The organism is Methylicorpusculum sp., assembly GCF_030651835.1.
Lineage (GTDB): Bacteria > Pseudomonadota > Gammaproteobacteria > Methylococcales > Methylomonadaceae > Methylicorpusculum.
On record NZ_JAUSBX010000076.1, the window covers coordinates 22,870 to 46,985 of the forward strand.

Annotated in this window: 29 protein-coding genes and 4 tRNA genes; 23 read left to right on the forward strand and 10 right to left on the reverse strand. The window is 45.8% G+C overall.

Translation table 11 applies throughout. The annotated features are described in order from the left end of the window. Positions 1 to 563 precede the first annotated feature (563 nt). On the forward strand, positions 564 to 1,082 hold the full coding sequence (locus Q7V32_RS09430) for a hypothetical protein (RefSeq protein ID WP_304896727.1): 519 nt from the start codon (positions 564 to 566) through the stop codon (positions 1,080 to 1,082). Positions 1,083 to 1,095: 13 nt separating this feature from the next. Further along, the gene (gene thpR / locus Q7V32_RS09435) at positions 1,096 to 1,617 is read left to right on the forward strand and encodes an RNA 2',3'-cyclic phosphodiesterase (RefSeq protein WP_304896728.1); all 522 of its coding nucleotides are present in this window, start codon (positions 1,096 to 1,098) and stop codon (positions 1,615 to 1,617) included. Here thpR and xseA read toward each other — a convergent pair. Beyond that, complete coding sequence (gene xseA, locus Q7V32_RS09440; protein WP_304896729.1) at positions 1,614 to 2,975, reverse strand: exodeoxyribonuclease VII large subunit; 1,362 nt, start codon at positions 2,973 to 2,975, stop codon at positions 1,614 to 1,616. The genes thpR and xseA overlap by 4 nt on opposite strands. Positions 2,976 to 3,063: 88 nt before the next feature. Between xseA and Q7V32_RS09445 the strand changes: the two genes are divergently transcribed. Further along, entirely contained in the window at positions 3,064 to 3,534 is a 471-nt protein-coding gene (locus Q7V32_RS09445; RefSeq protein ID WP_304896730.1) for a hypothetical protein, read from the forward strand. Between the two features lie 32 nt (positions 3,535 to 3,566). Here the strand turns inward: Q7V32_RS09445 and Q7V32_RS09450 are convergent, their stop codons facing one another. Then, positions 3,567 to 4,283 (reverse strand): flagellar brake protein, encoded by a 717-nt coding sequence (locus Q7V32_RS09450; RefSeq protein ID WP_304896731.1) that lies wholly within the window; start codon positions 4,281 to 4,283, stop codon positions 3,567 to 3,569. 74 nt (positions 4,284 to 4,357) lie between these two features. On the opposite strand from Q7V32_RS09450, the gene Q7V32_RS09455 reads away from it, so the two are divergent. The 3 genes from Q7V32_RS09455 to Q7V32_RS09465 are packed head-to-tail and all read left to right on the forward strand — an operon-like array spanning position 4,358 to position 5,297. Further along, positions 4,358 to 4,684: a multidrug efflux SMR transporter gene (locus tag Q7V32_RS09455; RefSeq protein ID WP_304896732.1), complete on the forward strand. Its 327-nt coding sequence runs from the start codon at positions 4,358 to 4,360 to the stop codon at positions 4,682 to 4,684. A gap of 2 nt (positions 4,685 to 4,686) precedes the next feature. After that, positions 4,687 to 4,974, forward strand: a complete 288-nt coding sequence (locus tag Q7V32_RS09460; RefSeq protein WP_304896733.1) for a DsrH/TusB family sulfur metabolism protein — start codon at positions 4,687 to 4,689, stop codon at positions 4,972 to 4,974. Beyond that, positions 4,965 to 5,297, forward strand: coding sequence for a TusE/DsrC/DsvC family sulfur relay protein (locus tag Q7V32_RS09465; RefSeq protein WP_304896734.1), 333 nt, complete (start codon positions 4,965 to 4,967; stop codon positions 5,295 to 5,297). The genes Q7V32_RS09460 and Q7V32_RS09465 overlap by 10 nt, the downstream gene beginning before the upstream one ends. A gap of 2 nt (positions 5,298 to 5,299) precedes the next feature. Here Q7V32_RS09465 and Q7V32_RS09470 read toward each other — a convergent pair whose 3' ends face one another. Both Q7V32_RS09470 and Q7V32_RS09475 read right to left on the reverse strand, forming a co-directional pair. Then, on the reverse strand, positions 5,300 to 5,692 hold the full coding sequence (locus Q7V32_RS09470; protein WP_304896735.1) for an RNA-binding S4 domain-containing protein: 393 nt from the start codon (positions 5,690 to 5,692) through the stop codon (positions 5,300 to 5,302). Beyond that, positions 5,693 to 6,040: a rhodanese-like domain-containing protein gene (locus Q7V32_RS09475; RefSeq protein WP_304896736.1), complete on the reverse strand. Its 348-nt coding sequence runs from the start codon at positions 6,038 to 6,040 to the stop codon at positions 5,693 to 5,695. It abuts the gene before it with no gap. 173 nt (positions 6,041 to 6,213) lie between these two features. Here Q7V32_RS09475 and Q7V32_RS09480 point away from each other — a divergent pair, with 173 nt between their 5' ends. The 4 genes from Q7V32_RS09480 to Q7V32_RS09495 all read left to right on the forward strand — a co-directional run bounded on the left by Q7V32_RS09480 (position 6,214) and on the right by Q7V32_RS09495 (position 9,372). After that, positions 6,214 to 6,597 (forward strand): DUF6394 family protein, encoded by a 384-nt coding sequence (locus Q7V32_RS09480; RefSeq protein ID WP_304896737.1) that lies wholly within the window; start codon positions 6,214 to 6,216, stop codon positions 6,595 to 6,597. Positions 6,598 to 6,620: 23 nt separating this feature from the next. Further along, complete coding sequence (locus Q7V32_RS09485) at positions 6,621 to 8,360, forward strand: TrkA family potassium uptake protein (RefSeq protein ID WP_304896738.1); 1,740 nt, start codon at positions 6,621 to 6,623, stop codon at positions 8,358 to 8,360. Positions 8,361 to 8,638: 278 nt separating this feature from the next. Further along, positions 8,639 to 9,118: a pantetheine-phosphate adenylyltransferase gene (coaD, locus tag Q7V32_RS09490; RefSeq protein WP_304896739.1), complete on the forward strand. Its 480-nt coding sequence runs from the start codon at positions 8,639 to 8,641 to the stop codon at positions 9,116 to 9,118. A gap of 8 nt (positions 9,119 to 9,126) precedes the next feature. Continuing rightward, positions 9,127 to 9,372: a YfhL family 4Fe-4S dicluster ferredoxin gene (locus tag Q7V32_RS09495; RefSeq protein ID WP_304896740.1), complete on the forward strand. Its 246-nt coding sequence runs from the start codon at positions 9,127 to 9,129 to the stop codon at positions 9,370 to 9,372. Positions 9,373 to 9,420: 48 nt separating this feature from the next. Here Q7V32_RS09495 and Q7V32_RS09500 read toward each other — a convergent pair whose 3' ends face one another. Beyond that, positions 9,421 to 10,200: a hydroxypyruvate isomerase family protein gene (locus Q7V32_RS09500; RefSeq protein ID WP_304896741.1), complete on the reverse strand. Its 780-nt coding sequence runs from the start codon at positions 10,198 to 10,200 to the stop codon at positions 9,421 to 9,423. Then, positions 10,200 to 11,078, reverse strand: a complete 879-nt coding sequence (locus Q7V32_RS09505) for an NAD(P)-dependent oxidoreductase (protein ID WP_304896742.1) — start codon at positions 11,076 to 11,078, stop codon at positions 10,200 to 10,202. Before Q7V32_RS09505 ends, Q7V32_RS09500 begins: the two co-directional genes overlap by 1 nt. A 278-nt stretch (positions 11,079 to 11,356) precedes the next feature. Here Q7V32_RS09505 and ggt point away from each other — a divergent pair, with 278 nt between their 5' ends. From ggt to Q7V32_RS09520, 3 genes are read left to right on the forward strand one after another with little or no spacing between them, the layout of a single operon-like run. Continuing rightward, the gene (gene ggt / locus Q7V32_RS09510) at positions 11,357 to 13,123 is read left to right on the forward strand and encodes a gamma-glutamyltransferase (protein ID WP_304896743.1); all 1,767 of its coding nucleotides are present in this window, start codon (positions 11,357 to 11,359) and stop codon (positions 13,121 to 13,123) included. Positions 13,124 to 13,131: 8 nt separating this feature from the next. Then, positions 13,132 to 13,818: a 4'-phosphopantetheinyl transferase superfamily protein gene (locus Q7V32_RS09515; protein WP_304896744.1), complete on the forward strand. Its 687-nt coding sequence runs from the start codon at positions 13,132 to 13,134 to the stop codon at positions 13,816 to 13,818. Between the two features lie 50 nt (positions 13,819 to 13,868). Beyond that, positions 13,869 to 14,315, forward strand: coding sequence for a DUF192 domain-containing protein (locus Q7V32_RS09520; protein ID WP_304896745.1), 447 nt, complete (start codon positions 13,869 to 13,871; stop codon positions 14,313 to 14,315). Between the two features lie 450 nt (positions 14,316 to 14,765). Here the strand turns inward: Q7V32_RS09520 and Q7V32_RS09525 are convergent, their stop codons facing one another. Genes Q7V32_RS09525 through hemA form a run of 4 tightly spaced genes read right to left on the reverse strand, consistent with a single transcriptional unit; the run spans position 14,766 to position 18,408 of the window. Then, positions 14,766 to 15,179: a M67 family metallopeptidase gene (locus Q7V32_RS09525; RefSeq protein ID WP_304896746.1), complete on the reverse strand. Its 414-nt coding sequence runs from the start codon at positions 15,177 to 15,179 to the stop codon at positions 14,766 to 14,768. A gap of 37 nt (positions 15,180 to 15,216) precedes the next feature. Then, positions 15,217 to 16,059, reverse strand: coding sequence for a peptide chain release factor N(5)-glutamine methyltransferase (gene prmC, locus Q7V32_RS09530; protein ID WP_304896747.1), 843 nt, complete (start codon positions 16,057 to 16,059; stop codon positions 15,217 to 15,219). A gap of 7 nt (positions 16,060 to 16,066) precedes the next feature. After that, on the reverse strand, positions 16,067 to 17,152 hold the full coding sequence (prfA, locus tag Q7V32_RS09535) for a peptide chain release factor 1 (protein ID WP_304896748.1): 1,086 nt from the start codon (positions 17,150 to 17,152) through the stop codon (positions 16,067 to 16,069). Further along, positions 17,149 to 18,408 carry a glutamyl-tRNA reductase gene (hemA, locus tag Q7V32_RS09540; protein ID WP_304896749.1) on the reverse strand — a complete coding sequence of 420 codons (1,260 nt, stop codon included), beginning with the start codon at positions 18,406 to 18,408 and terminating at the stop codon, positions 17,149 to 17,151. The genes prfA and hemA overlap by 4 nt, the downstream gene beginning before the upstream one ends. A 245-nt stretch (positions 18,409 to 18,653) precedes the next feature. Between hemA and Q7V32_RS09545 the strand changes: the two genes are divergently transcribed. The 10 genes from Q7V32_RS09545 to Q7V32_RS09590 all read left to right on the forward strand — a co-directional run. After that, on the forward strand, positions 18,654 to 20,384 hold the full coding sequence (locus Q7V32_RS09545; RefSeq protein WP_304896750.1) for a tetratricopeptide repeat protein: 1,731 nt from the start codon (positions 18,654 to 18,656) through the stop codon (positions 20,382 to 20,384). Continuing rightward, positions 20,374 to 20,976 (forward strand): lipoprotein insertase outer membrane protein LolB, encoded by a 603-nt coding sequence (lolB, locus tag Q7V32_RS09550; RefSeq protein WP_304896751.1) that lies wholly within the window; start codon positions 20,374 to 20,376, stop codon positions 20,974 to 20,976. The genes Q7V32_RS09545 and lolB overlap by 11 nt, the downstream gene beginning before the upstream one ends. Next, positions 20,969 to 21,835 carry a 4-(cytidine 5'-diphospho)-2-C-methyl-D-erythritol kinase gene (gene ispE, locus Q7V32_RS09555; protein ID WP_304896752.1) on the forward strand — a complete coding sequence of 289 codons (867 nt, stop codon included), beginning with the start codon at positions 20,969 to 20,971 and terminating at the stop codon, positions 21,833 to 21,835. The genes lolB and ispE overlap by 8 nt, the downstream gene beginning before the upstream one ends. Positions 21,836 to 21,862: 27 nt before the next feature. Beyond that, positions 21,863 to 21,937: transfer RNA gene (locus tag Q7V32_RS09560), tRNA-Gln, on the forward strand. Between the two features lie 39 nt (positions 21,938 to 21,976). Next, a complete protein-coding gene (locus tag Q7V32_RS09565) occupies positions 21,977 to 22,930 on the forward strand; it encodes a ribose-phosphate diphosphokinase (protein ID WP_304896753.1) in 954 nt (317 codons plus the stop codon). Between the two features lie 48 nt (positions 22,931 to 22,978). Beyond that, on the forward strand, positions 22,979 to 23,584 hold the full coding sequence (locus Q7V32_RS09570) for a 50S ribosomal protein L25/general stress protein Ctc (RefSeq protein ID WP_304896754.1): 606 nt from the start codon (positions 22,979 to 22,981) through the stop codon (positions 23,582 to 23,584). Positions 23,585 to 23,658: 74 nt separating this feature from the next. Then, positions 23,659 to 23,743: transfer RNA gene (locus tag Q7V32_RS09575), tRNA-Tyr, on the forward strand. Positions 23,744 to 23,764: 21 nt separating this feature from the next. After that, positions 23,765 to 23,838 (forward strand) — tRNA-Gly (locus Q7V32_RS09580). Between the two features lie 18 nt (positions 23,839 to 23,856). Beyond that, a tRNA-Thr gene (locus Q7V32_RS09585) sits at positions 23,857 to 23,932 on the forward strand. A gap of 43 nt (positions 23,933 to 23,975) precedes the next feature. Next, on the forward strand, positions 23,976 to 24,116 hold a 141-nt coding region (locus Q7V32_RS09590), incomplete at its 3' end, for a GTP-binding protein (protein ID WP_304895698.1).

Below are 24,116 nucleotides of genomic sequence, written 5' to 3' on the forward strand. Positions count from 1 at the left end.
AAGGCGGCAGCGGGTTGTTCGGCAAAGGCTATGCAAGCATGGATGCTGGCATAGAGCCTACATGGATGGTTTTACGGCGTCCTTTGACGGGCACCCCGGTGCCGAATTTCGATCTACGATGGGTATGTCTTTCTATTGACTTTTTGTATCTGCTCACCGCCTCCAATTTTAGTGGGTGTAGGTGGTTGATTGAAAAGGCTTCTGCAACAGGGATGTTGCAGAGAGCTACAGGGACGTATTGATGCGTCCTTTGAAATCAAGTACCTACACCTTTAATTCAAAGCGGGCGAGTAGTTACGACTTTTTAAGCTAAGTCTTCCCTGTATTTCCCAGTTTGATATTTTCAGCGTCATTTTGGGCTGGGAAAAACCTTTCTAGGAACGCCGTAAACCCTCAGAGGGGGCTTGGCAGCAGCATTCCTGATGCCGACATCCTCAAAAAGCTTCCCCCAGCGCTTTTTCCCTTCATATTGATAATTGCTGGAGTCTTCCTCTGTTTGTTTTAATATCAAAACTTTGTGGTAACCTGACACAGATAAAACTTGCTTCGGGTCTAATCAATTCATGTTTACCAATACCTTACCGATTATATTTTCATCCAGCCAGCTGATAGGCCCGTTGGAGTTTTTTATCATCTTTAGTACTTTATTCGGGATCATTTTTATCAGTGCTCCGTTTTCCGAACCGGATTGGGAGATGCCGGACGTTAAATCCTTTAGCCTGTATCAATATCTGCTCGCTATCTGGAATGGCGCGCTAGGCTTGAATAAGCTGTTCTGGCCTTTTTTCATTGTTTTTAATGCGGGTCTTTACGGGGCTGATGCACTGGTTCAGTCGGGAATGATCAGTGTTTCCAGTTGGTCAAATATTCATGTCATGATGCTGGGCCCGGTTTTATGGTGGACTCTGGGTGTCTGGAGAGGTTCTTCTCATTCGAATTCAAGGCTTTGGATTGCGTTGGCAAGGTTGATGGTCGTGTCCGCTTATATTGAATACGTGATGCGGTTTTATATCAGCAAGGCGCTACCGCGGCTTTTTTTCAATTGTGAAGAATTATTGATGGACTATTTTCAGTGTTTTTAATCTGAATACTGCCGTGAAACGCTTGTTTTTTGCGCTATGGCCGGATGAATCAGTACGCGAACAGTGTACGGGCCTGATCAACAAGCTGGATTCATCATCAATGAAGTTTGTAAACGCTGGAAATTTGCACGTTACTGTCTGCTTTTTAGGTTCGGTCAATAGCAATTGCGAGGTAGCTTTAATGGCTTCAGCATCAGATATTGTCATGCAACCGGCCAGTCTGACCTTTGATCAACTGAGTTTTTGGAAGGCGCCCAAAGTCCTTTGTTTAACCAGTTCCCAGAGCGATTCGGGGGCGTCTAGTTTAGCGGACGAAATCTCCGCTTTGGCTCGCAGCTTGGGGATTAGGCTGGATGAAAGACCTTATTTGCCGCATGTGACTTTAGCCAGAGGGGTGAAAGATAAAGTGGAAATAGGCTTTGACCCGATTGTATGGGTTAGCCATTCATTTTGTCTGGTTCAATCCTGCTCGACTGAGTCTGGCGTTGAGTACCGGGTGCTTAAGTGCTGGCCTGCTCCGACTTCAGTCGGTTAAGTCTTGACTGATAGCTGTTTGACTTCGCTGATGAGGCTACCTTCCGCTAAACGGGTATGTATCCGGTCTCCTTCATTAAGTTGAGTTGAGCTGCTGATTACTTTTCCCGTTTTGATTTCTGTTACCAGAGCGTAACCTCGGCTCAGCGTTGCCAAAGGGCTATACGCATGCAAGTTTTGGCCTGCCTGAATAAGACGCTGGGTCAGCCGTTCCAATTTAACGCTTAAAGCCGCTGACAGGCGCTGATCTGAATGAGCCAGTCTCATTTTTAGTGTATTGACGCGATTGGAGGGCAGTTGTTGATTGAGTTTTGCCGATTGAACGGCCAATGAACTTTTGTGATGATTGATCAGGCGGCCTATGGCTCGGACCATTCTGAGTTCCATTTCGTCAACTCGTTGAGCATTGCGGACCAGCTTTTGTCCAGGGTGTTGTTGCTCCAGACGTTTGACTAACCAATCCATTTTTTGCTGTTTTTGCGCTAATTGACGAGACAGTTGCTGCTGTAATTTCAATGCGTACGACTGGAACATCGTTTGCCATTCGCGCTGATCGGGAACGGCGTGTTCTGCGGCAGCGGAGGGAGTAGCCGCTCTTAAATCTGATACAAAGTCGGCGATGGTAAAATCGATCTCATGCCCTATTCCGGAAATGACGGGAATGGGACAGGCGAAAATGGCTCTGGCCACTATTTCTTCATTGAAAGCCCATAAATCTTCAAGCGAGCCCCCGCCTCTAGCTAAGATGATGACATCACAATCGCCACTCGCAGCTGCCGTATTCAGGGCTTTGGTGATCTCGTATTTTGCGTTGTCTCCTTGTACGGCTGTCGGATAGATAACGACAGGTACCGCCCGGAATCGCCTTTTAAGAACGGTCAGCACATCTCTGATTGCAGCGCCTGTGGGCGATGTGATTACGCCAATAGTTGAGGGGAGCAAAGGGATTGATTTTTTATAGCGGGTGTCAAATAATCCCTCTTGTCCCAGTTTGAATTTAAGTGCTTCAAAGGCTCTTCGCAGCGCGCCGTCGCCTATCTCTTCAAGTTCGTCAACAACCAGCTGATAATCGCCCCGGGGTTCGTATAAAGTGACTTGTGCCCGGGCAATAACCTGCATCCCGTTGCCCGGTTTAAAATGGGTCCGGCGATGCTGAGAACGGAACATCGCGCAACGAACCTGAGCCTGGCTATCTTTTAGCGTGAAATAAATATGGCCTGAAGAGGGCGTCGTCAGGTTCGATATTTCACCCTCAACGCGAACACTTAAAAAATGCTCATTAAGTAAGCGTTTACTTTCACTGTTTAACTGTGAAACAGTTAATATTTCCTGATCGAAGTCGGTAGTATCTTTAATCATTAGTGAGGATTATCTTTTTTTTGTTAAGTCACTATTAATTTTGCGATGGGCATTATATGCGCCACGTTGATATCAATAAGGAATATTTATGAAACGAGTCAGATTGATTGCTTTTCTTTTCTGCAGTTTATGGGCTATATCCAGTTTTGCGGATTACGGTGGAACCCTGCCCCCCTCTCAAAAAGACGATAATTTTCTAAATCAGTTTGCTGCCAGAAAACAACTGCAACAAAAGAAAATTGAAAAAGCGTACAAAAAGGGTTTGATCACGCGCCAGGACTTGAGGGATTTATCGCGAGGCCAAGCCAAACTGGCACAATTGGAGCAGCGATTTAAAGCGGATGGCCAGTTGAGCCTGAAGGAAAAACACGTTCTATCCAATAAACTCGATATGCTGAATCAAAAACTCACTACTTACCGGTATTATTCGTCTTACCAAGCGGTAAAACCCCGTTCATTTGCAGAGACCAGCGGAGATACAGTGACTGTTCCTGCCAGGAATGAGCCTTATAGAGGAATAAATCCACCGCCGATGTTGGAAGGTTTCAAAATGAAATAGTTTCACATTGTCAGCGTGAAGTTAACGTTTTATTAGCTTTTAAGCTTATTTTCCCGCTCTATGAGTTGCATGTACTTTTGAATGGTTGATTCCATGGCGTTTGAAACCCCTAGTAACTTGCAACCAATCTTTTGAATTTTATCGGGTTTATCATTGTTTACCGGATTGCAGCTGGATATTTCCAAAGAGACCTTAATTTCCCCTATGTTTTCCAGAACAAGCGTTACGTTGTCGTACTGAGTTCCCGGAGTCCACAAATGATTATATTCACAGGTGTCGTCTAAAAATGAAACGCCGGATATGCTGAGATCGAAAATGCGTAATTGTATGATTTCTTCAGTTTCCAGGCTTAAATTAATAAAGCTTTGTTTAGATAGCGGCGACTTGACGCGATAAAATCGCCTCCGTTGGAACCAGAAAAGCTTTTCCGGTAACGGCATTGCGAAGACCACTTCCCCTTTTAGTTTGACTGGTTTGATTTTTTTTCCTTCGAATCTGACACGAATACCCGAAAAATTGCATTTAAATTCAATGTCAGAAGAAAGCGGCAGCTGTTTATTCAAATAATCCTTAGGCCCGTAATCAAAAAATAAAATCCCTTTTTCGGTATCTATTTCGATCAAGGTGGTTAAAAACGATTCATTATTTCCGAATTGAACAGTGATCAATGTTTTCTGTTTGAGCAAAAGCGTCAGATTACTAATGATCTGCTGTTTGCCCTTAAGAAGATACGCAATTTCATTTTCCATGGAAACGTTATACTTTATTTTAATTATTGGTTTTATAAGATAATCTTCATTTTATTCTAACAAGGAAATTCAAATTGACAGCCTGGTTTTTTCTATTTGCGGCCGGTTTTGCCGAAATCATCTTCGTATTAAGCTTAAAATTCAGCATGGGTTTTACCAAGCTGATACCCAGTTTAATGACGCTCGTTTTTGGTGCGGGAAGTTTTTATTTGTTGACGGTTGCTATTAAAACGTTACCCCTGGGAACTGCCTATGCCGTTTGGACCGGCATGGGACTCGTCGGTGTCGCCATCCTTGGTATTGTCATTTTCAAAGAATCTGCGGATGTCCCCAGGCTCATTTCACTGGTGCTGGTGCTCGCAGGTATTGTGGGTCTTAAATTAACGGATATTTCTCACTAATTATGCTGCATCTGGTTTTTGAATCTTCGCCAGAGCCAATAGTTCTGGAAAGAATCGATAAAGGGGATGACGTTGTTTTTATCGGGATGTCGGTACAAAGGTTGATAAGTCAGGCTTTTAAGGAAAAAATCAGAGGTTTGAGTAAGGAAATTAAATGGTATGCCTTACAAGACGCGTTGCTGATACACGGCATTCAACCATCTGAATTTCCCGATAATATCGAAGTTATCGGCTACCTCGATTTGATCCGTTTAACGACCGTCAATGAGGTGATTCATTCATGGTCTTGATTGTTCATGGGGTGTCCCTTGAGACCACGGATCAAGGTTTTTTAGTGGATATGACCCAGTGGAACGAGGATGTCGCGAACCAACTGGCACAACTGGACAATATTGAATTAACGTCCGAGCATTGGGAAATTTTAGGGTTTATCAGGGATTATTATAACCGTTACAAGCATTTGCCCAACGCGCGCATGTTTACAAAGGCAATTGCTAAGCAGTTAGGTGAACAAAAGGGAAATAGCCGTTATTTACACCGGTTATTCCCGGATGGTCCACTGAAAACTGCTTGCAAACTGGCGGGTTTGCCTAAACCGCCAACCTGTTTGTAGCATCAGCCTTCCTTAAATTTATGAATGAGACGCCGCTCCTTTTTGTTGGGTTTATGCGGTCTATCGTAATGGGGAAACAGCGATTGCTCTTCTTTTTGTTGAATAATTAGAGCCTGACGGCGGCTTTTACTTTCTTCTGATTCCTCATAGAGTAATGCAGCTTCCGGCGCAGGACGTCTTTGGTTGTTAAGGCTTTTTACGACAATATCCCAACGGTATTGATCTTTCATTATTTCCAGCCGAACCCCCACGCCAATCTCCTTGCCAGGTTTTGCCCGTTGATTATTCAGGTGCACTTTTCCGCCGGCTATGGCTTCTGCAGCCAGTTTGCGGGTTTTAAAAAAACGAGCAGCCCAAAGCCATTTATCTAGCCGGATTGAGGTGAGGGCTTCCATTTACTGGGATGCTTGCCAGGCCTGGTAGCCGCCGGCAAGACTCACGGCTTTTTCATAGCCCATCTTCAGCAGATTTTCAGTGGCCAGCGCAGCACGTCCGCCCGTCTGGCAATAAACCAGGATATCTGCATCCTGTTTGTTTTTGAAATCCGGGTGATTTTCAATTCTAAATTCCAGAATGCCTCTAGAAATATTGATGGCATCAGGCAAGGCGCCATTAATAAATTCAGCCGGCGTTCTGACATCTAACACAATGAATTTGGATAATACCTTTTTGGCGGTGGCTACATCAATTTCAGTGATGTTTTGTTTAGCGGCGGCAACTAGGTCTATAGCGGTCAATTTCATCAATAAGTCTCCGTTCAAATTCTAACAATGTTAGCAATAATCATTGTTTGTAGACCAGGGTTTTTTGGACTGAGCGGCTTTAAAATGGAGGCCGAGCTATCAAAAATTTGCCCATCAAGTCGGGTTACAATCGGGTAGAATCCTATTTTTGGTTTAACGATAGGACGGCTACTGTGAATTTAGAGAAAGTTATTTTCGGTTTCTTCATCGTTTTGTCTTTAACGTTGAATTTTGGCTTTTTTCTTGGGGAGATCAATAATCCTGACCATCACAACGTTTTAGAGTTGTTTATTGTGATTGTTGTTAACTTCATTGCAACGGTTTTAAAGCTGGGTGATCGATCGCAAATTGGAGCGGTATTGTTGTCAACAAGTCTGGTTGCTGATCTCGAGCTGATTGCAGCTGCCACTTATTGGACGGTCGCCGTTCATGTCACCGAAACAGGAATGACCCCCGATGTGATGGTCACCATTATTTCGTTAAGTGGCGGCGCGTTGTTGGCCAATGTCATTTCTGTTGTAATCCTGGTCTCAGAGACGCTGATGTCTCGGCTTTAAATTACTGTTTCACTGAGGTTGTCATGGCTGAATCAATCGATCTCAATCGGGTAAGCTTCATTGTCATGCGTGAAATGCGCAGTCCGATCATCGCCTTAATTGTGGTTTATGCGATCTCTATTCTGGTCATGGTTTCTATTCCCGGACCGGTCATAGAGGGTAAAACGCATAACATGAGCATATTTCATGCGCTTTACTTCATGACATATACCGCGACGACGACCGGATTTGGTGAAATCCCCTATGAGTTTAATAATGCCCAACGGTTTTGGGCAATGGCTTGTCTGTATGTCAGTGTTATTACCTGGTTTTATGCAATAGGCAGCATAGTCCGGTTATTTCAAAACCCTTTTTTTGTCAGGGCGCTGGAAGAGCGGCAATTTACAAAAGCGGTCAAGCGCATTTCCGGGCCGTTTTTTATAGTCTGCGGATTTGGTGATACAGGCAGCCTGTTGGCTCGTGGGCTCAGTGATCATGGCTTTCCAGCCGTCATCATAGATGATAATGAAGAGCGGATTAAGACACTGAAACTACGTGATTACCGCGTGGCCATGTCCGGATTTTGCGCCGATGCCAGTGTGCCGAAACATCTGTTGGAGGCCGGTGTTCAGCATCCCAATTGTAAAGCCGTAGTGGCTATTACGAATTGTGAGGAGACCAATTTAAAAATTGCAGCGCTGGCGCGGTTGCTGAATCCAGGAATTGGTATTATCGCCATGTCAAAGGTTGAAGTATTTGAAGAAACCTTGGCAACTTTGGGCGGTGAGGTGCATGTGGTCGATCCGTTTAAAACCTTTGCCAAAGTCCTGGGTTCTGCACTAAAACACCCGGAATATACAGGACTGAGCCAATGGCTGGCCAAAGAGCCGGGTGCAACCCTGAATAAATTTTGCGCACCTCCAATGGGGCATTGGATCATTTGCGGGTACGGCAGAATGGGGCATGAAGTCAATCGTGTGCTGACGCTGCATGGGATTGATACGACCGTTATCGACCCTCATGAAGCAACCGGTTCCGAATCACCTGCTCAATATATTGTGGGTAGGACGACGGCAAAAACCCTTGTCAAAGCAAGAGTCGATCAAGCCGTTGGCATTCTGGCCGGTACTGATGATGATGGGCATAATCTGGGTATCTTGTTAAATGCCAGAAATCTTAATCCCGGTTTGTTTTCATTGGTCCGGCAAAATCGTCATGAGAACCGGCTTGCTTTTGCCGCGGCCAATATTGATTTGATCATGCAGCCGACAATGGTAACGTCCAGACGTATACTTTTTTTGCTGATCGCTCCTTTGTTGAAACCTTTTTTTGCTTATCTTGTGGCCGATGAACCCGATCGTCAGCAAGAGTTACTGGCCGTTATCCAGCGGTTAAATGACAAAATTGGGGTCAGGCAACCGCATCTGCAAACCATCTTCATTAACGAGAATTCCAGTCATGCAGCTTTAAAGTATTTGGCAGACGGAAATTCGCTGAGATTGGGCCATTTAATCAGGCATCCTGATGACTTAACTAAACAGTTACCTATTGTTGTTTTGATAATCAAATCCGGTGATACACTCATTCCACTGCCTTCAGATGATTATCAGCTTAAATCAGGCGATCAACTGCTTCTGTGCGGCACGCAGTCAGCTGTAAGGCTATTGAATGCAACACTCAATAATGAGTACACCCTGGCCTTTGTGCAAAGTGGTCAAATCCTTCCCAGAGGCTATGTTATGCAATGGTTTGCGCGCAGACAGATATTTACGATTCAAAATTAACGATGTTTTTAACGGGGCGGATTAAATCAGGATTGGGAGTCAGTTCGGGATTCTAAAAACAAAAGACCACTGGGTGTAGGTGCTTGATTTCAAAGGACGCATTAACACGACCCTGTAGCTCCCTGCAACATCCCTGTTGCAGAAGCCTTTTCAATCAACCACCTACACCCAATAAAATGGGAAGGGGTGAGTCGATGCCTATAGAGAAACATTTAAAAACTTTGCTGTAAGACCATAAGCATTTATACTTTGCGCCTTTTTGCTACGCTTACAACACTATGAAAATCAACGCAATCTATCCCGGAACATTTGACCCGGTTACCAATGGTCATCTGGATTTGATTGCCAGAGCCGCTAAGCTTTACGATCAGGTCATCGTTGCTGTGGCCGAAAACAATAACAAATCACCTTTGTTTTCCATTGAAGAGCGTGTTGCACTGGCGCGTGCGGTCACGAGTGATTTTGCCAATGTGAATGTTATCGGATTTGATAATCTGCTGGTGGATTGTGCCAAGGAACAAGGTGCTCACGTTATTTTACGAGGCCTGCGGGCGGTATCTGATTTTGAGTACGAATTTCAGCTGGCCGGTATGAATCGGAGGCTTTCTCCCGATCTGGAAACTGTTTTTCTGACGCCCGCCGAACAATATGAATTTATTTCATCCAGCATGATCAGAGAAATTGCCAGATTGAAGGGCAATGTCTCTAGTTTTGTTCCTGATGTGGTTTTAAACGGTCTAATCAAAAAATTTAGCTAGGAGTCTTTGTGGCGCTGATTATTCAAGACGAATGCATTAATTGCGATGTGTGTGAGCCCGAGTGCCCCAACGGTGCTATTTCTCAGGGCGAAGATATTTATGTAATCGATCCTGCTCTGTGTACGGAGTGCGTCGGTCATCATGGTCTGCCTCAGTGTATCGAGGTGTGTCCGGTGGATTGCATCGACAAAGATCCTATGCATGTCGAGAGTCACGATAGTTTGTATCAAAAATATCTAAAGCTCACCCAGTAGCTTGATGCTGCCAGAAAACGATCGTTCAGACCTAATGAAGACGGATTATTAGAAATTGTTACAGTGAGCAAGCCAATCCAGACTGTCGAATGTCGATGAGGTGGGTCTGTATTCGGCGCCAACCCAACCGGAATACCCTGATTCTGTAATGGCGGAAAATACCTCGTTAAAATCGATTTCTCCGGTGCCGGGCTGTCTCCTGCCCGGGCAATCGGCAAATTGAATATGACCGATTTTGTGACCGTTCAGATGAATGAACCTTGCCACATTTTCCCCCATACGTTGCATATGATAAATGTCGTATTGCATGAACAGATCAGGGTGGTCGAGTTCTGCCATAATCTCCAACATCTGTTTGCCGCTGTGAATGATAAATCCGGGCATGTCGAAGGTGTTGATGGCTTCAAAGACGGTTTTAACGCCCAACGGTGCAAAAGTCGTTACGGCGAGTGACAAGTTGATTTTGAAGACGGTCAGGTAAGCGTCGATACGGCTGACATCATGGCAACAGCCGGGTAAGACATTGATGGCTTCCGGCTTTAAAACGTTGATGTACTCGGCTGTTTGAGCTAAAGCCTGCCTGAATGCCTGCGCTTTTTCCGGAACGGCAGCCAAGCCTTCTCCGCCTTGCAGTAAATCGTCGGTCGCAACATTGAACAGAATCAGTTTTAAGCCATTATTGACCAGTTCGGCTTGAATAGTTTCCGGTGTTTCTTCGTAAGGAAACTGGATTTCTACGGCTGAAAAACCGCTGTTTTTCGCCGCTTTGAAGCGTTCAAGTAAAGGCAGTTCTGTAAAAAGCAGGCTTAAATTGGCGGCAAATTGCATTAGCGTTGGCTGTAAAGCTTTATCAGAGTTGATGGATCTTGATCCAGGAAGCCATGGCTGCCGTGCAGTTGCATCAATTGCGCTGCCAGCCCGGACATCGGTGTGGCATGACCTTGCCTGGATGCAATATCAATTGCCATATTAAGGTCTTTTAACAGGGTTTTAACCCGCCATTTGACCGGCTCGAAGGTTTCGTTCGCCATCTCGGGTCCGACGATCTGCAAAGGTTTTGAGTCGGCAAAACCACCGGCCAACGCTTCCGGAATCCGGGCCGCATCAACGCCAGCCGATTTCGCCAAAGCCATCATCTCAGCGATGACCAGTACATTGCAGCTGACGATCATTTGATTACAAATTTTGGTCACTTGACCGCTGCCGGTTTCGCCCATGTGGGTGAGTTGCTGATACAGAGGTTTCAAGACTTCACGAGCTATTGCTACCGCGTCGTTACTGCCGCCTGCCATAATCGCCAGACTGCCTTGCTCGGCGCCTGCAACGCCGCCGGACACCGGCGCATCGACCCATTGTATGCCGCAGTATTGTTCAACCCGGGAAGCGAGTTCGCGTGTTGTTTCAGGATGTATGCTGGACAAATCAATAATCAGCTGACCTTGTCGGCCGCAAGGAAGAATGTGTTGGTTTACAACTGTTTCTACAGCCGCAGTATCAGCAAGACATAGGATCATGATATCGGATGCCTCGATTAACACGCCGCTGTCAGCAAAGGCAACCGCGCCAGCGTCGACGACAGGGGTCAGTTTCTCCGGAGTGCGATTCCAGACATTGACTTTAAAACCGGCATTTAATAAACGTAAAGTGAGCGGTTTGCCCATGAGTCCTATGCCGATAAAACCCAGTGTATATTTTTGTTGGGGCATAACTATCTATCCTGATGAATACGAAAGTCTTAAAAATTTGAGCTACGTGAGTCAGTTCTCTTTGATGTATACCTTTCGCACTTCAAATTTCGGCAGTGCTTAAGGAGGCAACGGGTTGTTCGGCAAATGCTTTGCCTGCATGGATGTATTTACGGCGTCCTTTGAAGGGCACCCCGGTGCCGAATTTCGATCTACGATGGGTATAATAAACAAATCATATCATTCATTTTATCAACTGTATGGCTGATAAAAGGTCCGGTTTCAGGAGCCGATGCGACATGTTCGAAAAAAAGATAATACTAGACATTACCTGGGTTAAGTCTGCTGTTTCGCAAAGCCGGACGATAAAAAAACGGTTTACTGGAAAAATAGGTGTGCTTGTTTTTGCCCTGTTTGGGTTTATCGTTTTAGGCTGGCAGCCAGTTGTTTACGCCAAGACTTCAAATTTGGCGATAGCCAGCGCTCATCCTTTGGCAACCCAGGCCGGAATGGAAGTGATCGATCAGGGAGGTAATGCGTTTGATGCAGCGGTTGCCGTCAGTGCTGCATTGGCCGTCGTTGAGCCTTCGGGTTCAGGCTTGGGCGGCGGCGGTTTCTGGTTGTTACATAGAGCCCGTGACGGCTTTGAAACGATGCTGGACGGACGTGAAAAAGCGCCTATGGCTGCGCATAAAGCGATGTTTCTGGATAAAGGCGGCAAAATAATTCCAGGCTTGTCCATCACGGGCCCCCTCTCGGCAGGTATTCCGGGGGTGCCCGCTGCATTGGCTCATTTGGCGGAACATTATGGTCAACTGCCTTTGTCTGAATCTTTAAAACCTGCTATTCGGTATGCCCGGGAAGGGTTTCCGGTCGGCGATAAATACCGTAAGTTGGTGTCGTTTAGGCTTAAGGAATTACAAAAATCGGAAACGGCAGCGGAAATTTTTCTGGACCGGGGGCAATTGCCTGAAAAAGGCTGGATTTTAAGACAGCTGGAATTGGCGGCTACATTGGAAAGATTGGCGCAATTTGGGAGAGATGGCTTTTATTCAGGCGTAATTGCAGAAAAATTACTTGATTCGGTAAAATCCAGTGGCGGTATTTGGCAGCAAGACGATCTGAATAATTACCGGGTCATTGAACGGGCGCCCGTGCGAGGCAGTTTTCATGGTCTACGCATTACCAGCGCATCACTGCCGTCATCGGGCGGAATAGGGCTCATTGAGTCGTTAAATATTTTAAGTGAATACGATTTGGCCAAGGTCGATTCAGCGACAAGAAAACATTTGATTGTTGAAGCGATGCGTCGCAGTTACAGGGATAGGGCCATGTATTTGGGTGATCCTGACTTTGTCGATGCGCCGGTCGCTCGTTTGATCAATCCGGACTATGCCGCGGGACTTAGGGTTTCGCTCAGACCGGATAAAGCCTTGGCTAGCAGCTTCCTTGCCGGTGAAATGACCGGTCAATCAGGCGGCGACAATACGACACATTTCTCAATTATTGATGCGGAAGGCAATCGGGTGGCGGCGACGCTCAGCATAAATTATCCTTTCGGTGCTGCTTTTGTGGCGAACGGAACCGGCGTTTTACTGAATGATGAAATGGATGATTTTGTCAGTTTGCCGGGCGCCATGAATGTTTATGGTCTGGTGGGCGGCGCAGCTAATGCCATTGAACCCGGCAAACGCATGTTGTCGAGTATGGCGCCTTCATTTGTCGAAGACGAGCAGCGAGTGGCTGTGATAGGCACGCCGGGCGGGAGCCGTATCATTTCCATGGTGTTGCTGGCGGTGCTGGATATTGCGGAGGGTAAAAGGCCCATGTCCTGGGTCAGTGTACCTCGCTTTCATCACCAATATCTGCCGGATGTCATTCAATACGAAGCCGGTGGCTTGAGTTCGACTGAAATTGAAGGCTTGACTCGGCTAGGGCATGCTGTAAAGCAAACACCTTATCAGTATGGTGATATGCAGGTCGTACAATTTGATAAAGGTACCCGGCAATTTGATGCGGCCAGCGATCCGCGCGGCGAGGGTTTGGCGTTGACCCGTAACGAATGAGTCTGGTTTTGACAGATTCCGCAGTGGATCTGTGGCAGGTGACCTTACAGTCAACTGAAGTTGTCGATCCTTATTATTTGTCGATTCTGGATGAGGCTCAGCGCGCCAATCTGCTGAATTTTAAGCAGCCGTGCCTCAGGGCAAACTATGCACAAATGCAGGCCATTCGGCGGCAAATTTTGGCGCAGTATTTGGATGAAGCTCCTGATGCTCTTAAATTCGGAAAAGGACAATACGGTAAACCTTTTTTGGAAAACGATCCGGAGCTGGCGTTTAATGTATCGCATTCGGCTAACTGTTTTGTCGTCGCAGTATCTCGGGATTGTGATGTAGGCGTGGACGTCGAAGTGATCAAATCCAGAAATAATCTGCAGGGTTTGGTCAGTCGATGTTTTGCATCAGAAGAGCAAGCTTATTGGCAGGCCCTGAGTCAAGATCAACAATTGCTTGAGTTTTACCGGTTATGGACGGGCAAGGAGGCGTTTGTCAAGGCGGTAGGTCGGGGCATTGCGTTAGGTCTTGATCGTTGTGTTATTGATACGCAGCAGCCGTTTCAGTGGTTGCGTTTACCTGACCCATACGGATCCGTTCTTCAATGGCAGATTGCAGCTGTTGATTTGGAAGATCAACAGGTTTGTTGTTCGCTAGTTCATAACAAGCAGCACGTTACCATCAACTTTAGGCAATGGTTATGATAAGCCTTAATTTCAGACAAGTAGTACCCTTGCGTTGTTTAGCTAGCCTTATGTCGCTTGCGACTTTGGTTTTGGTTTTTAAAAGCGTTGGCGCAGATGACTATAAACCAGCCCTTCTTGGTGAGGGAATTGTAACTTTTGAAACTCAGGGGCGTTTGCTGGAAGTGGAAGTGGCAGCCAGTGAAGAAGCCAGGGCCAGGGGATTGATGTTCAGGGAAGATTTGGAGGCTGATAAAGGCATGTTGTTTGTGTTTTCTGACGACCAGCTACGCGGTGTTTGGATGAAAAACACCTTGTTGCCGCTGGATATTCTGTTTATTTCAAAAGAGGGCAGGGTCGTCTCGCTGCTGCCTCATGTATCCCCGTGTATCAATGAAGACTGTGATGTCTATGATTCCGGTCTTCCCGCGCGTTACATGCTGGAGGTTAATGCCGGTTATGCCGCGCGTTGGAATATCAGGCAAGGTGATCCGGTGCGGGTAACCATTAAACAATAATTACCGTCGATGTTGCAAAGCATTGTCTGGTCACAGCAATTCTCAATTTGAAGGAGAAACGGGCTGGTGGAAGCTTTTTGAGGATGTCGGCTACAGGGCAGATTTTTATTCCGGACAAAATCTGCATTTCCACCGTCCTTGGCGGTCAGATGCCGCTGTGAAGCCCCCATGAAAGGGTTTACGGCGTTCCTCGAAAGGCTTTCCCAGCCCAAAATGAGCTGAAAATATCAAACTGGGAAATACTGGTCTGGTCAAGGCTGTTTGGGTTTTGAAAAGTCTGGTTTATCGTATCTGCTCACCCCTTCCCATTTTATTGGGTGTAGGTGGTTGATTGAAAAGGCTTCTGCAACAGGGATGTTGCAGCGAGCTACAGGGACGTATTGATGCGTCCTTTGAAATCAAGCACCTACACCCTTAATTCAAAGCGGGCGAGTAGTTACGGTTAATCAATTATGACAGTATCAACGGCACTTCGCGGGCTTGTTGTTCAATGATCCTGTAGCCGCGCATTTCGAGAACGCCTTTGGTGTTCAGTGAAATGATCAAATTGAGGGTATCGGGATAAGCCGCCATCGCCAGATCAGTTGCAGAAGGTTGCGCTGGCGCTTTAGGATGAGAATGATAAATCGCAAACAATTCCTCGCCTTTTTCTCGTATGTTCTGCATCGCATTAATTTGCTGCCCCGGTTCCATAAGAAATTTATCGGCAGGGTGTTCGGCCGCATTCGCAATGGGATAACATTGATGGGCCATGCCCTGGTAGCTGCTGATAAGACCGCATATCTCGGCATCTGGCGAGAGTTGCGCCAAATGCAGCAACTGGTTGGTAATTTTACGTGGAATAGCAATTTCTGGGGGTTGCATAGTTTCAAAACCTAATTAAGTGAAGAGTGATCGGTGATCAAGACTGCCATTGTCCATAAGTCAACCGTGGGTGGCCCGATAAATCCCGGAAAGTTTGAATATTTTGGAAATGAAATTCACGAAAAATAGTCTGAACTTCATTGTGCTGATTATAGCCATGCTCGATCAGTAAATGGCCTTGTGGTTGCAGATGTTTTCGTGCATTGCCGGCAATCTGTTCGATATCACCAAGCCCGCGGTTAGCGGCAATCAATGCATTTTGAGGCTCGAATCTGACGTCTCCCGTCAAAAGATGCGGGTCTTCCGGTGCAATGTAAGGCGGATTGCTGACAACAAGATCAAATGCGCGGTCTTTTATCTGATCGAACCAATGGCTCTGGATGAAAGTAATATTTTCAGTTTGGTGGGTCCGTGCATTGCTTTGGGCTACTTTCAATGCGCCGCAGCTGGCATCGACTGCCGTGACCTCAATCAAAGGTCTTTCAGCAGCAAGCGTAATCGCGATAATGCCGGAGCCGGTGCCCAGGTCAATGACATTGAATGGTTGGATTTGCGGGATCAAAGTTAATGCCACTTCAATCAATAACTCGGTTTCGGGTCTGGGTATCAAGACATCAGGGTTGACCGCGAAATCTCGTGACCAGAACTCACGTTGACCTGTCAGATAAGCGATCGGTATCCCTTCGCTACGCTTACCAACCAGATGATCAAAGCAGTCGGCTTGCTCGCCGCTAACTTCCCGTTCCGGCCAGGCTTTAAGATAGGAGCGATTTTTACCTAGGGTCAAACTTAACAGGATTTCCGCCTCAAGCTGAGGAGAATCTACTTCTGGTAGCAGTGTTTGTATGCCCTTGATTAGCAGGTTTTTTATTGTAAGCATGCGCGACTTATTCTTCGCCCAGTTGTGTCAATAGCTTGGCCTGATGTTCGTTAATCAAAGGTTCAATGACTTGTTCCATCGAGCCTTGCATGATTTCATCGAGTTTATAAAGCGTCAAATTGATCCTATGGTCGGTCATGCGGCCTTGAGGAAAGTTGTAGGTGCGTATGCGTTCTGAACGGTCGCCGCTACCTACCTGCAGTTTTCGGTTTTGTGCCTGCTCTGATTGCTGTTTTTCCTGCTCGGCGGCCAGTAGTCGTGATTGCAGCAGCGACATGGCTCGGGCGCGGTTTTTATGTTGTGAACGTTCGTCCTGGCATTCGACCACTACGCCGCTGGGGATATGGGTAATCCGTATGGCCGATTCGGTTTTATTGATGTGCTGACCGCCTGCACCGGAAGAACGGTAGGTGTCTACGCGCAAATCCGCGGGATTGATGTCGATAGCATCAACTTCTTCTGCTTCAGGCATCACCGCAACAGTACACGCGGAGGTATGCACCCGGCCTTGCGATTCGGTTTCAGGAACCCGTTGAACGCGATGTGCACCGGATTCGAATTTTAATTGTGAGTAGACGTCCTGTCCTGAAACGCGCAGCACGATTTCTTTGTAACCACCGTGATCTCCGGGGCTTTCGCTGATCGATTCGGTTTTCCAGCCTTTTTTTTCTGCAAAACGTTGATACATCCGGGCCAGATCGCCTGAAAAAATGGCGGCTTCATCGCCCCCCGTCCCGGCCCTTATTTCGAGGTAGATGTTGCGATTGTCATTGGGATCTTTGGGCAACAACAGAATTTGCAGCTCTTGTTCTATGGCGGCTTGTTGTTTATCAAGGGTTGATATTTCTTCTTTAGCCATTTCCCTTAGCTCAGGGTCACTGTCTTTGGCCATTTCATGAGCAGATTCGAGGTTTGCCAATGTTTCTTCGAAATGCTTATAACAATCAACAATAGGTTTGATCTGCGCATATTCCTGACTTAGCGAGCGAAATTTATTCTGGTTGCTTTGGGTTTCAGGTTGAGCAAGTAGGGCGGTAATTTCGTCAAAGCGTTCGCTGAGACTGTCAAGTCGGTTTGCTATGGATGGTTTCATTGAGTTGATGATAATTTAAAAATTTCACGCGCGGCCGCGATCAGATCGTGCCTTTCGTTTGCCCCTGCTTCTCTTATTTGAGCGCTTGGCGTGTGAATGAGTTTATTGGTCAGGCTATGAGCCAGACGATTGAGTGCTTCTTCGGCAGACAGGCCGTTATTCAGCATTTTTAGGGTTTTAAACAGGGCTTCGTCGCGGATCGATTCTGCCTGCAGGCGATAATCTCGGATCGTGTTTTGGGCGCCTTGAGCTCGAAGCCAGGATAAAAAATGTTCGACTTCCGTATCGATGATTTCTTCGGCTTGAAGCGCTGCTCGGCGGCGGTTGTCCATATTTTGGTCAATAGTATTCTGGAGATCATCGACGGTGTAAAGGTAAACATCTTTCAGTTGTTCCACTTCTGCTTCGATATCTCTTGGGACGGCAAGATCAACCATGAACATGGGCTTGTGTTTACGCTTTTTGATGGCGCTTTCTACACTCCCTTTGCCTAGGATAGGCAGTTGACTGGCGGTGGACGATACAACAATATCGGCTTCGGCCAAATGCGTAGGGAGTTCCGTCAACGAAATGGCATAGCCGTTATATCGGCTTGCCAGTGCGTGGGCTTTGTCAAAAGTACGGTTTGCGATAATGATTCTACCAATACCGTGTTGGCTGAGATGTCGCGCTGTTAATTCTATGGTTTCCCCGGCGCCTATTAAAATAGCGGTTTGTTCACTTAGCTTGTCAAAAATCTGCTGCGCAAGTTGAACCGCTGCAAATGCAATTGATACCGGGCTTGAGCCGATAGCTGTGTCTGTTCTTACTTTTTTGGCGGCTGAAAAAGTGTACTGGAATAACTTGCCTAGGTATTTGCCAAGCGTGCCGGCTTCTGAAGCCGCCTGGTAAGCCGTTTTCATTTGTCCCAAAATTTGAGGTTCACCTAATATCATAGAATCGAGTCCGCATGCGACGCGAAACATATGACGAATCAGTTGGCTGTCTTGGTGTATGTATAAGTAGGGGGCGAACTCGGCTGATTTAATGTTCCGATTATCAGCAACCCAGTCGATTAATAATTGTTTGTTTTCTGTGGGTGATTCGCAATAAAATTCCGTGCGGTTGCAGGTTGATAATATGGCGGCTTCGGAAATGCCATTTAATCGCCATAAATCTTGTAATGATGTTTCCAGTATATCGGCAGGAAAAGCCAATCGCTCGCGAATTGAAACCGGCGCTGTATTGTAATTGATTCCAACGGCTAGCAGTGTCATGAGTCAAAAGTATCAGGGGCTTAATGATTAATGGTTACGGACTGAACTTAGCTTTATCAGATGCGTCTCAGCGGTTACAAGCATAAGCCCATTGGCCGGGTAATTCTGAACATATGGGCTTAGAGAGGTATTTTAAAGAAATGTTGCGCGTTTATCCAAACGTTATAAATCAACTGTCAAGTTTGATCGCGTTTTCTGTTAATCTATTATGTAGATGTTGTCATGAAAAATCATAGGATATTTGTGTGTTGATCAATAAGTTGCTTGCAGTGCTGATGCTTGTTTATTTAAATGGCTGTTCGTCATTGTCAGAAAAAAATGGCACTGATTTGGAAGCGGCGGTTGGGGGAGATGGAATAACTCCCGAGGTCGATGCTTCAAAAACTGCGATTGATCCTGATGTTATGTATATGCTGCTTGCGGCCGAAATAGCCGGACAACGAGAGCAATTTGATGTGGCTCTGGAAGGCTATCTTGAGGCGGCAAAGCGTGTCAAAGACGTTAGACTGGCTGAGCGTGCGGCAAAAATTGCACTGTACACAAAGAATACAGAGAAAGCAGAGGAGGCAGTTGGATTATGGCTAAAGCAAGAGCCTAATAATTTAACGGCCAGGAAGATATCTTTGCTTGCGGCGCTTAGAAAGGAAGATAAAAAAATGGGTGTCACTGATGCGCTTGAAATACTCGAAAAAGACCCTGAAGGGTTCGATGGCACGCTCATGGAGTTGTTTAAGGCTTTAGGTCCTAAAGCAAATGCAGCATTTATCTACGATGTCATGGAGGAAGTCGCCATTCAGCAGCCGGATCAGGCATCTGTTTATTTTGTTCAGTCTATGCTGGCTATGCAGTTGAACAGTCATGTGCTGGCAGGGCAAAAGATAAAAAAAGCCTTGGATATTAATCCTGAATGGGACAAGGCTTTATTATTGGAAGCTCAAATTGCAGTCGTGTCTAATGACGTTGAGAAAGCTAAAAAGCTGCTCGCAAAATTGAGTAAGAAAGACTCTGAAAACGTTAAAGTAAGAAAATTACTGGCGCAGTTGCTGATTAAATCTTCAGATTACGAAGGGGCTGGGCAGATTTATCGTGAAATTATCGACATCAGCCCTGACGATGTTGAATCAAAGTTTTCTTTGGCTTTGGTTTATTTGCAGTTGGAACAAGACGATAAGGCTTCGAGCGTGTTCAAAGAATTGGTTTTGATTCCTGAATTCCAGGATCAGGCCGGTTTTTACCTGGGCCGAATAGCGGTCAGAGCAGAGCGCAATGAAGAGGGTTTGGTTTGGTTTGATAAGGTAACCAGCGGCCCTTTTAGTTTTGATGCTCGAATAGCAGCCATATCCCTTTTGATAAAGCAAGGAGAATTTGATTCAGCAAGTAAGCGGCTGGATGATTTGCCGAAAAAAACTACCGAGCAGAAGGTGCGTGGCATCTTGGTAAGGTCTGAGCTCTACAATGAGCAGAAACGTTACGAAGAAGCATTTCAGATGCTGAATGACGCCATACAGGAAATGCCAGAGCAAAAGGAGTTGCTATATACCCGGGCCTTGGTTGCTGAGCGGATGGGCAAGCTGGATATTCTTGAGCTGGATTTGAAAAGAATTTTAGTGAATCATCCTGATGATGTGAGCGCCTTAAATGCTCTGGGATATACGCTTGCAGATCAAACTACTCGCTACGTTGAGGCTCAGCAATACCTTGAAAGGGCTCTTAGTTTGCAGCCTGACGAGGCGGTTATTCTTGATAGTTACGGATGGCTGCAGTTTAAGCTGAATAATTTGACTAAAGCCTTAGAGTATTTGGAAAGGGCTTATGCGTTGCAGCCGGAAAATGAGATTGCCGCTCATTTGATTGAAGTTCTATGGGAATTAGGAAGAAAAAAAGAGGCAATCCGTTTATTTGACCAAGCGATTAAAAATGCTCCGGATGATGAGTATCTGCTTGATTTTAAGAAAAGAGTGTTAGATGTTCGGTGAGTATCTGAAGTCGACTTCAGGTCATGTTGGGAGGGTCATAATTTTATGCTCACTTATTCAGTCGGCTGGTTGCACGCTGAGTACTGTAAAGGATACGACTGATTATGTACTTTCTGACAGAAGTGCTTTAGAAAAGTTGAATTATTGGGACTTTGAAGGGCGTATCGCAGTAATTTTAAAAGATGACTCGTGGTCCGGATCGATGAGTTGGGCTCAGAGTGGCGAGCAGGGAGTTATTAAAATCTCAGGACCTCTGGGGCAAGGGGGGGTGGAAATCAAGATCAAGGAGGGCTATCTGAGTATTAATGACGGCGAGAACGTCATTGATTATTCTGATCAAGATGAGGCGTCGCTTGTTAATGAACTTGGCTTTTATGTGCCGATAAGGTCTTTGGTTTATTGGGTTCGAGGTTTGGCGGATCCGGATATTGATTACATTGAGACTGATCAAGGTTTTATGCAAAGTGGTTGGCAGGTTCTGTTTAAAGCCATGCAGAGAACGGAGGTTGGGTTGATGCCCCATAAGGTATATTTAACCAATCAGGCTGTTAGGCTTAAGTTAATTGTGGATCAGTGGGTTATAAATGAGTGAGACCGCTAAATTAGCTAGTAAGTGGGAAAGGCGCTGGCCGGCTCCGGCCAAGTTGAATTTGATGTTGCGAATTACTGGCCGTAGGGAAGATGGATATCACTTGTTGCAAACCGTTTTTCATTTTGTAGAACTATGTGACTGGATTGTTTTCACTCCCAGACCCGATGGCGAGGTCAGGTTAAAAAACACACTACCCAATGTTGCTGAAGACGATGATCTGACAGTCAGGGCTGCAAAATTACTTAAAAATGAAACAGGTTATGCCGGTGGGGTAACCATTGATATAGAAAAAAATCTGCCTATGGGCGGCGGCTTAGGGGGCGGTAGTTCCGATGCGGCAACCACATTGATTGTGTTGAATCATCTTTGGGAATTGGGATTGAGCCAGGAAAGGATGATGCAGATGGGCTTGCAGCTTGGTGCGGATGTGCCGGTTTTTGTGTTCGGAAAAAGTGCCTGGGCTGAAGGTGTGGGAGAAGTGCTCTCTGAAATAACTATCCCAGAATCCTGGTTTGTCATTATCAAGCCGGATTGCCATGTCAACACAAGAGAAATATTTTTATCAAAAGATTTGACAAGAGACAGTAAATCTATCAATATAAGCGACTTTCTTGCTGGGCAATATAACAATGATTGTCTGGAAACAGTTCGTAGGCTCTATCCTTCGGTAGGTATGTCTTTGCAGGACTTGTCTAGGTTTTCAGTAGGCAGGTTGACAGGGACGGGGGCATGTGTTTTTGCTCAATTTGAAACTAAAGATAAGGCAACGGATGCGTATTTAGCGTTAAAAGATAAATGGCGAGTACATCTTGCAAAAGGATTGAACAGTTCTCCATTGTACTTGAGTCTTTACGATTAAAGACAGCAAGTATTATCAAAATATTAATGGGCCGTCGCCAAGCGGTAAGGCACGGGGTTTTGATCTCCGCATACCAAGGTTCGAATCCTTGCGGCCCAGCCATATTGTCTATCATCAATTATCAAAGTTGGGAGTGCCGGAATGAGTGATGCATCGTTAATGGTGTTTTCCGGGAATGCCAATAGAGCGTTAGCGGAAGGTATCGTTAAAAAGCTCAGTATGCGTCTAGGAATGGCTACGGTAGGCAGGTTTAGTGATGGAGAAGTTGCGGTCGAGGTAGAGGAAAATGTAAGAGGCAAGGATGTTTTTGTTATCCAGCCAACATGCTCGCCGACAAATGAAAATTTGATGGAGCTACTGGTAATGATTGATGCTTTTAAGAGGGCGTCAGCATTCAGAATTACAGCTGTTATGCCTTATTACGGTTATGCCAGGCAAGATAGGCGGTCTCGATCTGCGCGAGTACCAATCAGTGCAAAGCTTGTTGCAAAAATGATTGGTGAGGCTGGTGCTGATAGAGTGTTAACCGTAGACTTGCACGCAGATCAAATACAGGGATTTTTTGATATTCCGGTCGATAATGTTTATTCGTCACCCTTGCTTTTAGGGGATGTGTGGCGTCAAAAGTATAAAGATTTAATTGTTGTATCGCCTGATGTTGGTGGAGTTGTCAGGGCAAGGGCGCTGGCTAAGCGTCTGGATGATGCTGATTTGGCAATTATCGATAAACGTCGGCCAAAGGCGAACGTATCGGAGATTATGCATATCATTGGTGATGTGGATGGTCGGACCTGTGTTCTGATTGATGATTTGGTGGATACGGCCGGCACATTGTGTCATGCCGCTGATGCCCTGAAAAAAAATGGTGCGGTAAAAGTGGTGGCTTATTGTACCCATGCTGTGTTGTCAGGGCCGGCAGTAAGTAATATAAGAAATTCAGTGCTTGATGAATTGGTCGTAACCGATACTATTCCTTTGAGTCGTGAAGCAGAGGAAACTGGTAAGATTCGTCAATTGAGTGTTGCAGAGATGCTGGCAGAGACAATTCGGCGCATTGCTGTAGGTGAGTCGGTCAGTTCGCTCTATGTTGATTAATTAATTTTTAGATATCAATGCGTTTTGAGCGCAAGTTTGGAGAATAAAATGTCTAGCGTATTTGAATTCGTTGCAGAGCCCCGTGAGTTATCGGGAACATCAGCTGCCAGATCGGTGCGGAGAAAAGATAGGGTTCCTGCGATTCTATACGGTGGAACAGAGGCTCCTTTAATGATTACGTTGAGCCATAACGAAGTGAGAAAGCATCTGGAACATGAGGCGGTTTATTCTCACGTGTTAGATGTGTCTGTAGGTGGTAAAAAAGAAAAAGCAGTGTTGAAAGCGGTGCAAAGACATCCTGCAAAACCAAAAATACTTCACCTGGATTTTTTAAGAGTCAGTGCAAACGAAAAGATTAAAATGCACGTTCCTATTCATTTTATCAATGAAGATAAATCTATAGGCGCGAAGCAAGGCGGCGTAGTTATGCATAGCATGGTTGATCTTGAGGTAATGTGTTTACCTGAAAACCTGCCTGAGTTCATTGAGGTTGATTTGAAAGACCTTAATTTGGGCGAGTCATTACATATATCGCAAATTACTGCTCCCAAAGGCGTAGAATTTGTGGCTCTTTCTCATGCTGGGGATCATGATTCCGACGTATCGGTTGTGACCATTATACCGCCAACGGTATCTGACGCTGGTAATGCTTAAGATAGGTAATAAAGTTTTTAATAAACGTTGACAATTAGTTAATAAATTGAAATAATTGCCGACTTTCCGGTTATGGAGGGGTTCCCGAGCGGCCAAAGGGATCAGACTGTAAATCTGCCGGCTCTGCCTTCGGAGGTTCGAATCCTCCCCCCTCCACCATCATTAAAGCAAGAAAGGTACGCGGGTGTAGTTCAATGGTAGAACTCCAGCCTTCCAAGCTGGTCGCGTGGGTTCGATTCCCATCACCCGCTCCATATGCAACCCGATTTGAGGCCCATATAGCTCAGCAGGTAGAGCACTTCCTTGGTAAGGAAGAGGTCACCGGTTCAAATCCGGTTATGGGCTCCAGTAGGTTTTGAATTAAGAGTTTAATATTGCTCAGGAATGAAAAATGTCCAAAGAAAAATTTGAACGTAAAAAACCCCATGTAAACGTAGGCACCATTGGTCACGTTGATCATGGTAAAACGACCTTAACAGCGGCATTGACGAAAGTCATGGCGGATTTGCGTGGAGGCACCTTCAAAGCCTAC

Coding starts and splice junctions, on each gene's coding strand:
- Q7V32_RS09430 (WP_304896727.1), top strand. CDS start 564: ATGTTTACCAATACCTTACCGATTATATTTTCATCCAGCCAGCTGATA.
- xseA (WP_304896729.1), bottom strand. CDS start 2,975: ATGATTAAAGATACTACCGACTTCGATCAGGAAATATTAACTGTTTCA.
- Q7V32_RS09445 (WP_304896730.1), top strand. CDS start 3,064: ATGAAACGAGTCAGATTGATTGCTTTTCTTTTCTGCAGTTTATGGGCT.
- Q7V32_RS09450 (WP_304896731.1), bottom strand. CDS start 4,283: ATGGAAAATGAAATTGCGTATCTTCTTAAGGGCAAACAGCAGATCATT.
- Q7V32_RS09460 (WP_304896733.1), top strand. CDS start 4,687: ATGCTGCATCTGGTTTTTGAATCTTCGCCAGAGCCAATAGTTCTGGAA.
- Q7V32_RS09465 (WP_304896734.1), top strand. CDS start 4,965: ATGGTCTTGATTGTTCATGGGGTGTCCCTTGAGACCACGGATCAAGGT.
- Q7V32_RS09470 (WP_304896735.1), bottom strand. CDS start 5,692: ATGGAAGCCCTCACCTCAATCCGGCTAGATAAATGGCTTTGGGCTGCT.
- Q7V32_RS09475 (WP_304896736.1), bottom strand. CDS start 6,040: ATGAAATTGACCGCTATAGACCTAGTTGCCGCCGCTAAACAAAACATC.
- Q7V32_RS09485 (WP_304896738.1), top strand. CDS start 6,621: ATGGCTGAATCAATCGATCTCAATCGGGTAAGCTTCATTGTCATGCGT.
- coaD (WP_304896739.1), top strand. CDS start 8,639: ATGAAAATCAACGCAATCTATCCCGGAACATTTGACCCGGTTACCAAT.
- Q7V32_RS09500 (WP_304896741.1), bottom strand. CDS start 10,200: ATGCAATTTGCCGCCAATTTAAGCCTGCTTTTTACAGAACTGCCTTTA.
- Q7V32_RS09505 (WP_304896742.1), bottom strand. CDS start 11,078: ATGCCCCAACAAAAATATACACTGGGTTTTATCGGCATAGGACTCATG.
- ggt (WP_304896743.1), top strand. CDS start 11,357: ATGTTCGAAAAAAAGATAATACTAGACATTACCTGGGTTAAGTCTGCT.
- Q7V32_RS09520 (WP_304896745.1), top strand. CDS start 13,869: ATGTCGCTTGCGACTTTGGTTTTGGTTTTTAAAAGCGTTGGCGCAGAT.
- Q7V32_RS09525 (WP_304896746.1), bottom strand. CDS start 15,179: ATGCAACCCCCAGAAATTGCTATTCCACGTAAAATTACCAACCAGTTG.
- prmC (WP_304896747.1), bottom strand. CDS start 16,059: ATGCTTACAATAAAAAACCTGCTAATCAAGGGCATACAAACACTGCTA.
- prfA (WP_304896748.1), bottom strand. CDS start 17,152: ATGAAACCATCCATAGCAAACCGACTTGACAGTCTCAGCGAACGCTTT.
- hemA (WP_304896749.1), bottom strand. CDS start 18,408: ATGACACTGCTAGCCGTTGGAATCAATTACAATACAGCGCCGGTTTCA.
- lolB (WP_304896751.1), top strand. CDS start 20,374: ATGTTCGGTGAGTATCTGAAGTCGACTTCAGGTCATGTTGGGAGGGTC.
- ispE (WP_304896752.1), top strand. CDS start 20,969: ATGAGTGAGACCGCTAAATTAGCTAGTAAGTGGGAAAGGCGCTGGCCG.
- Q7V32_RS09565 (WP_304896753.1), top strand. CDS start 21,977: ATGAGTGATGCATCGTTAATGGTGTTTTCCGGGAATGCCAATAGAGCG.
- Q7V32_RS09570 (WP_304896754.1), top strand. CDS start 22,979: ATGTCTAGCGTATTTGAATTCGTTGCAGAGCCCCGTGAGTTATCGGGA.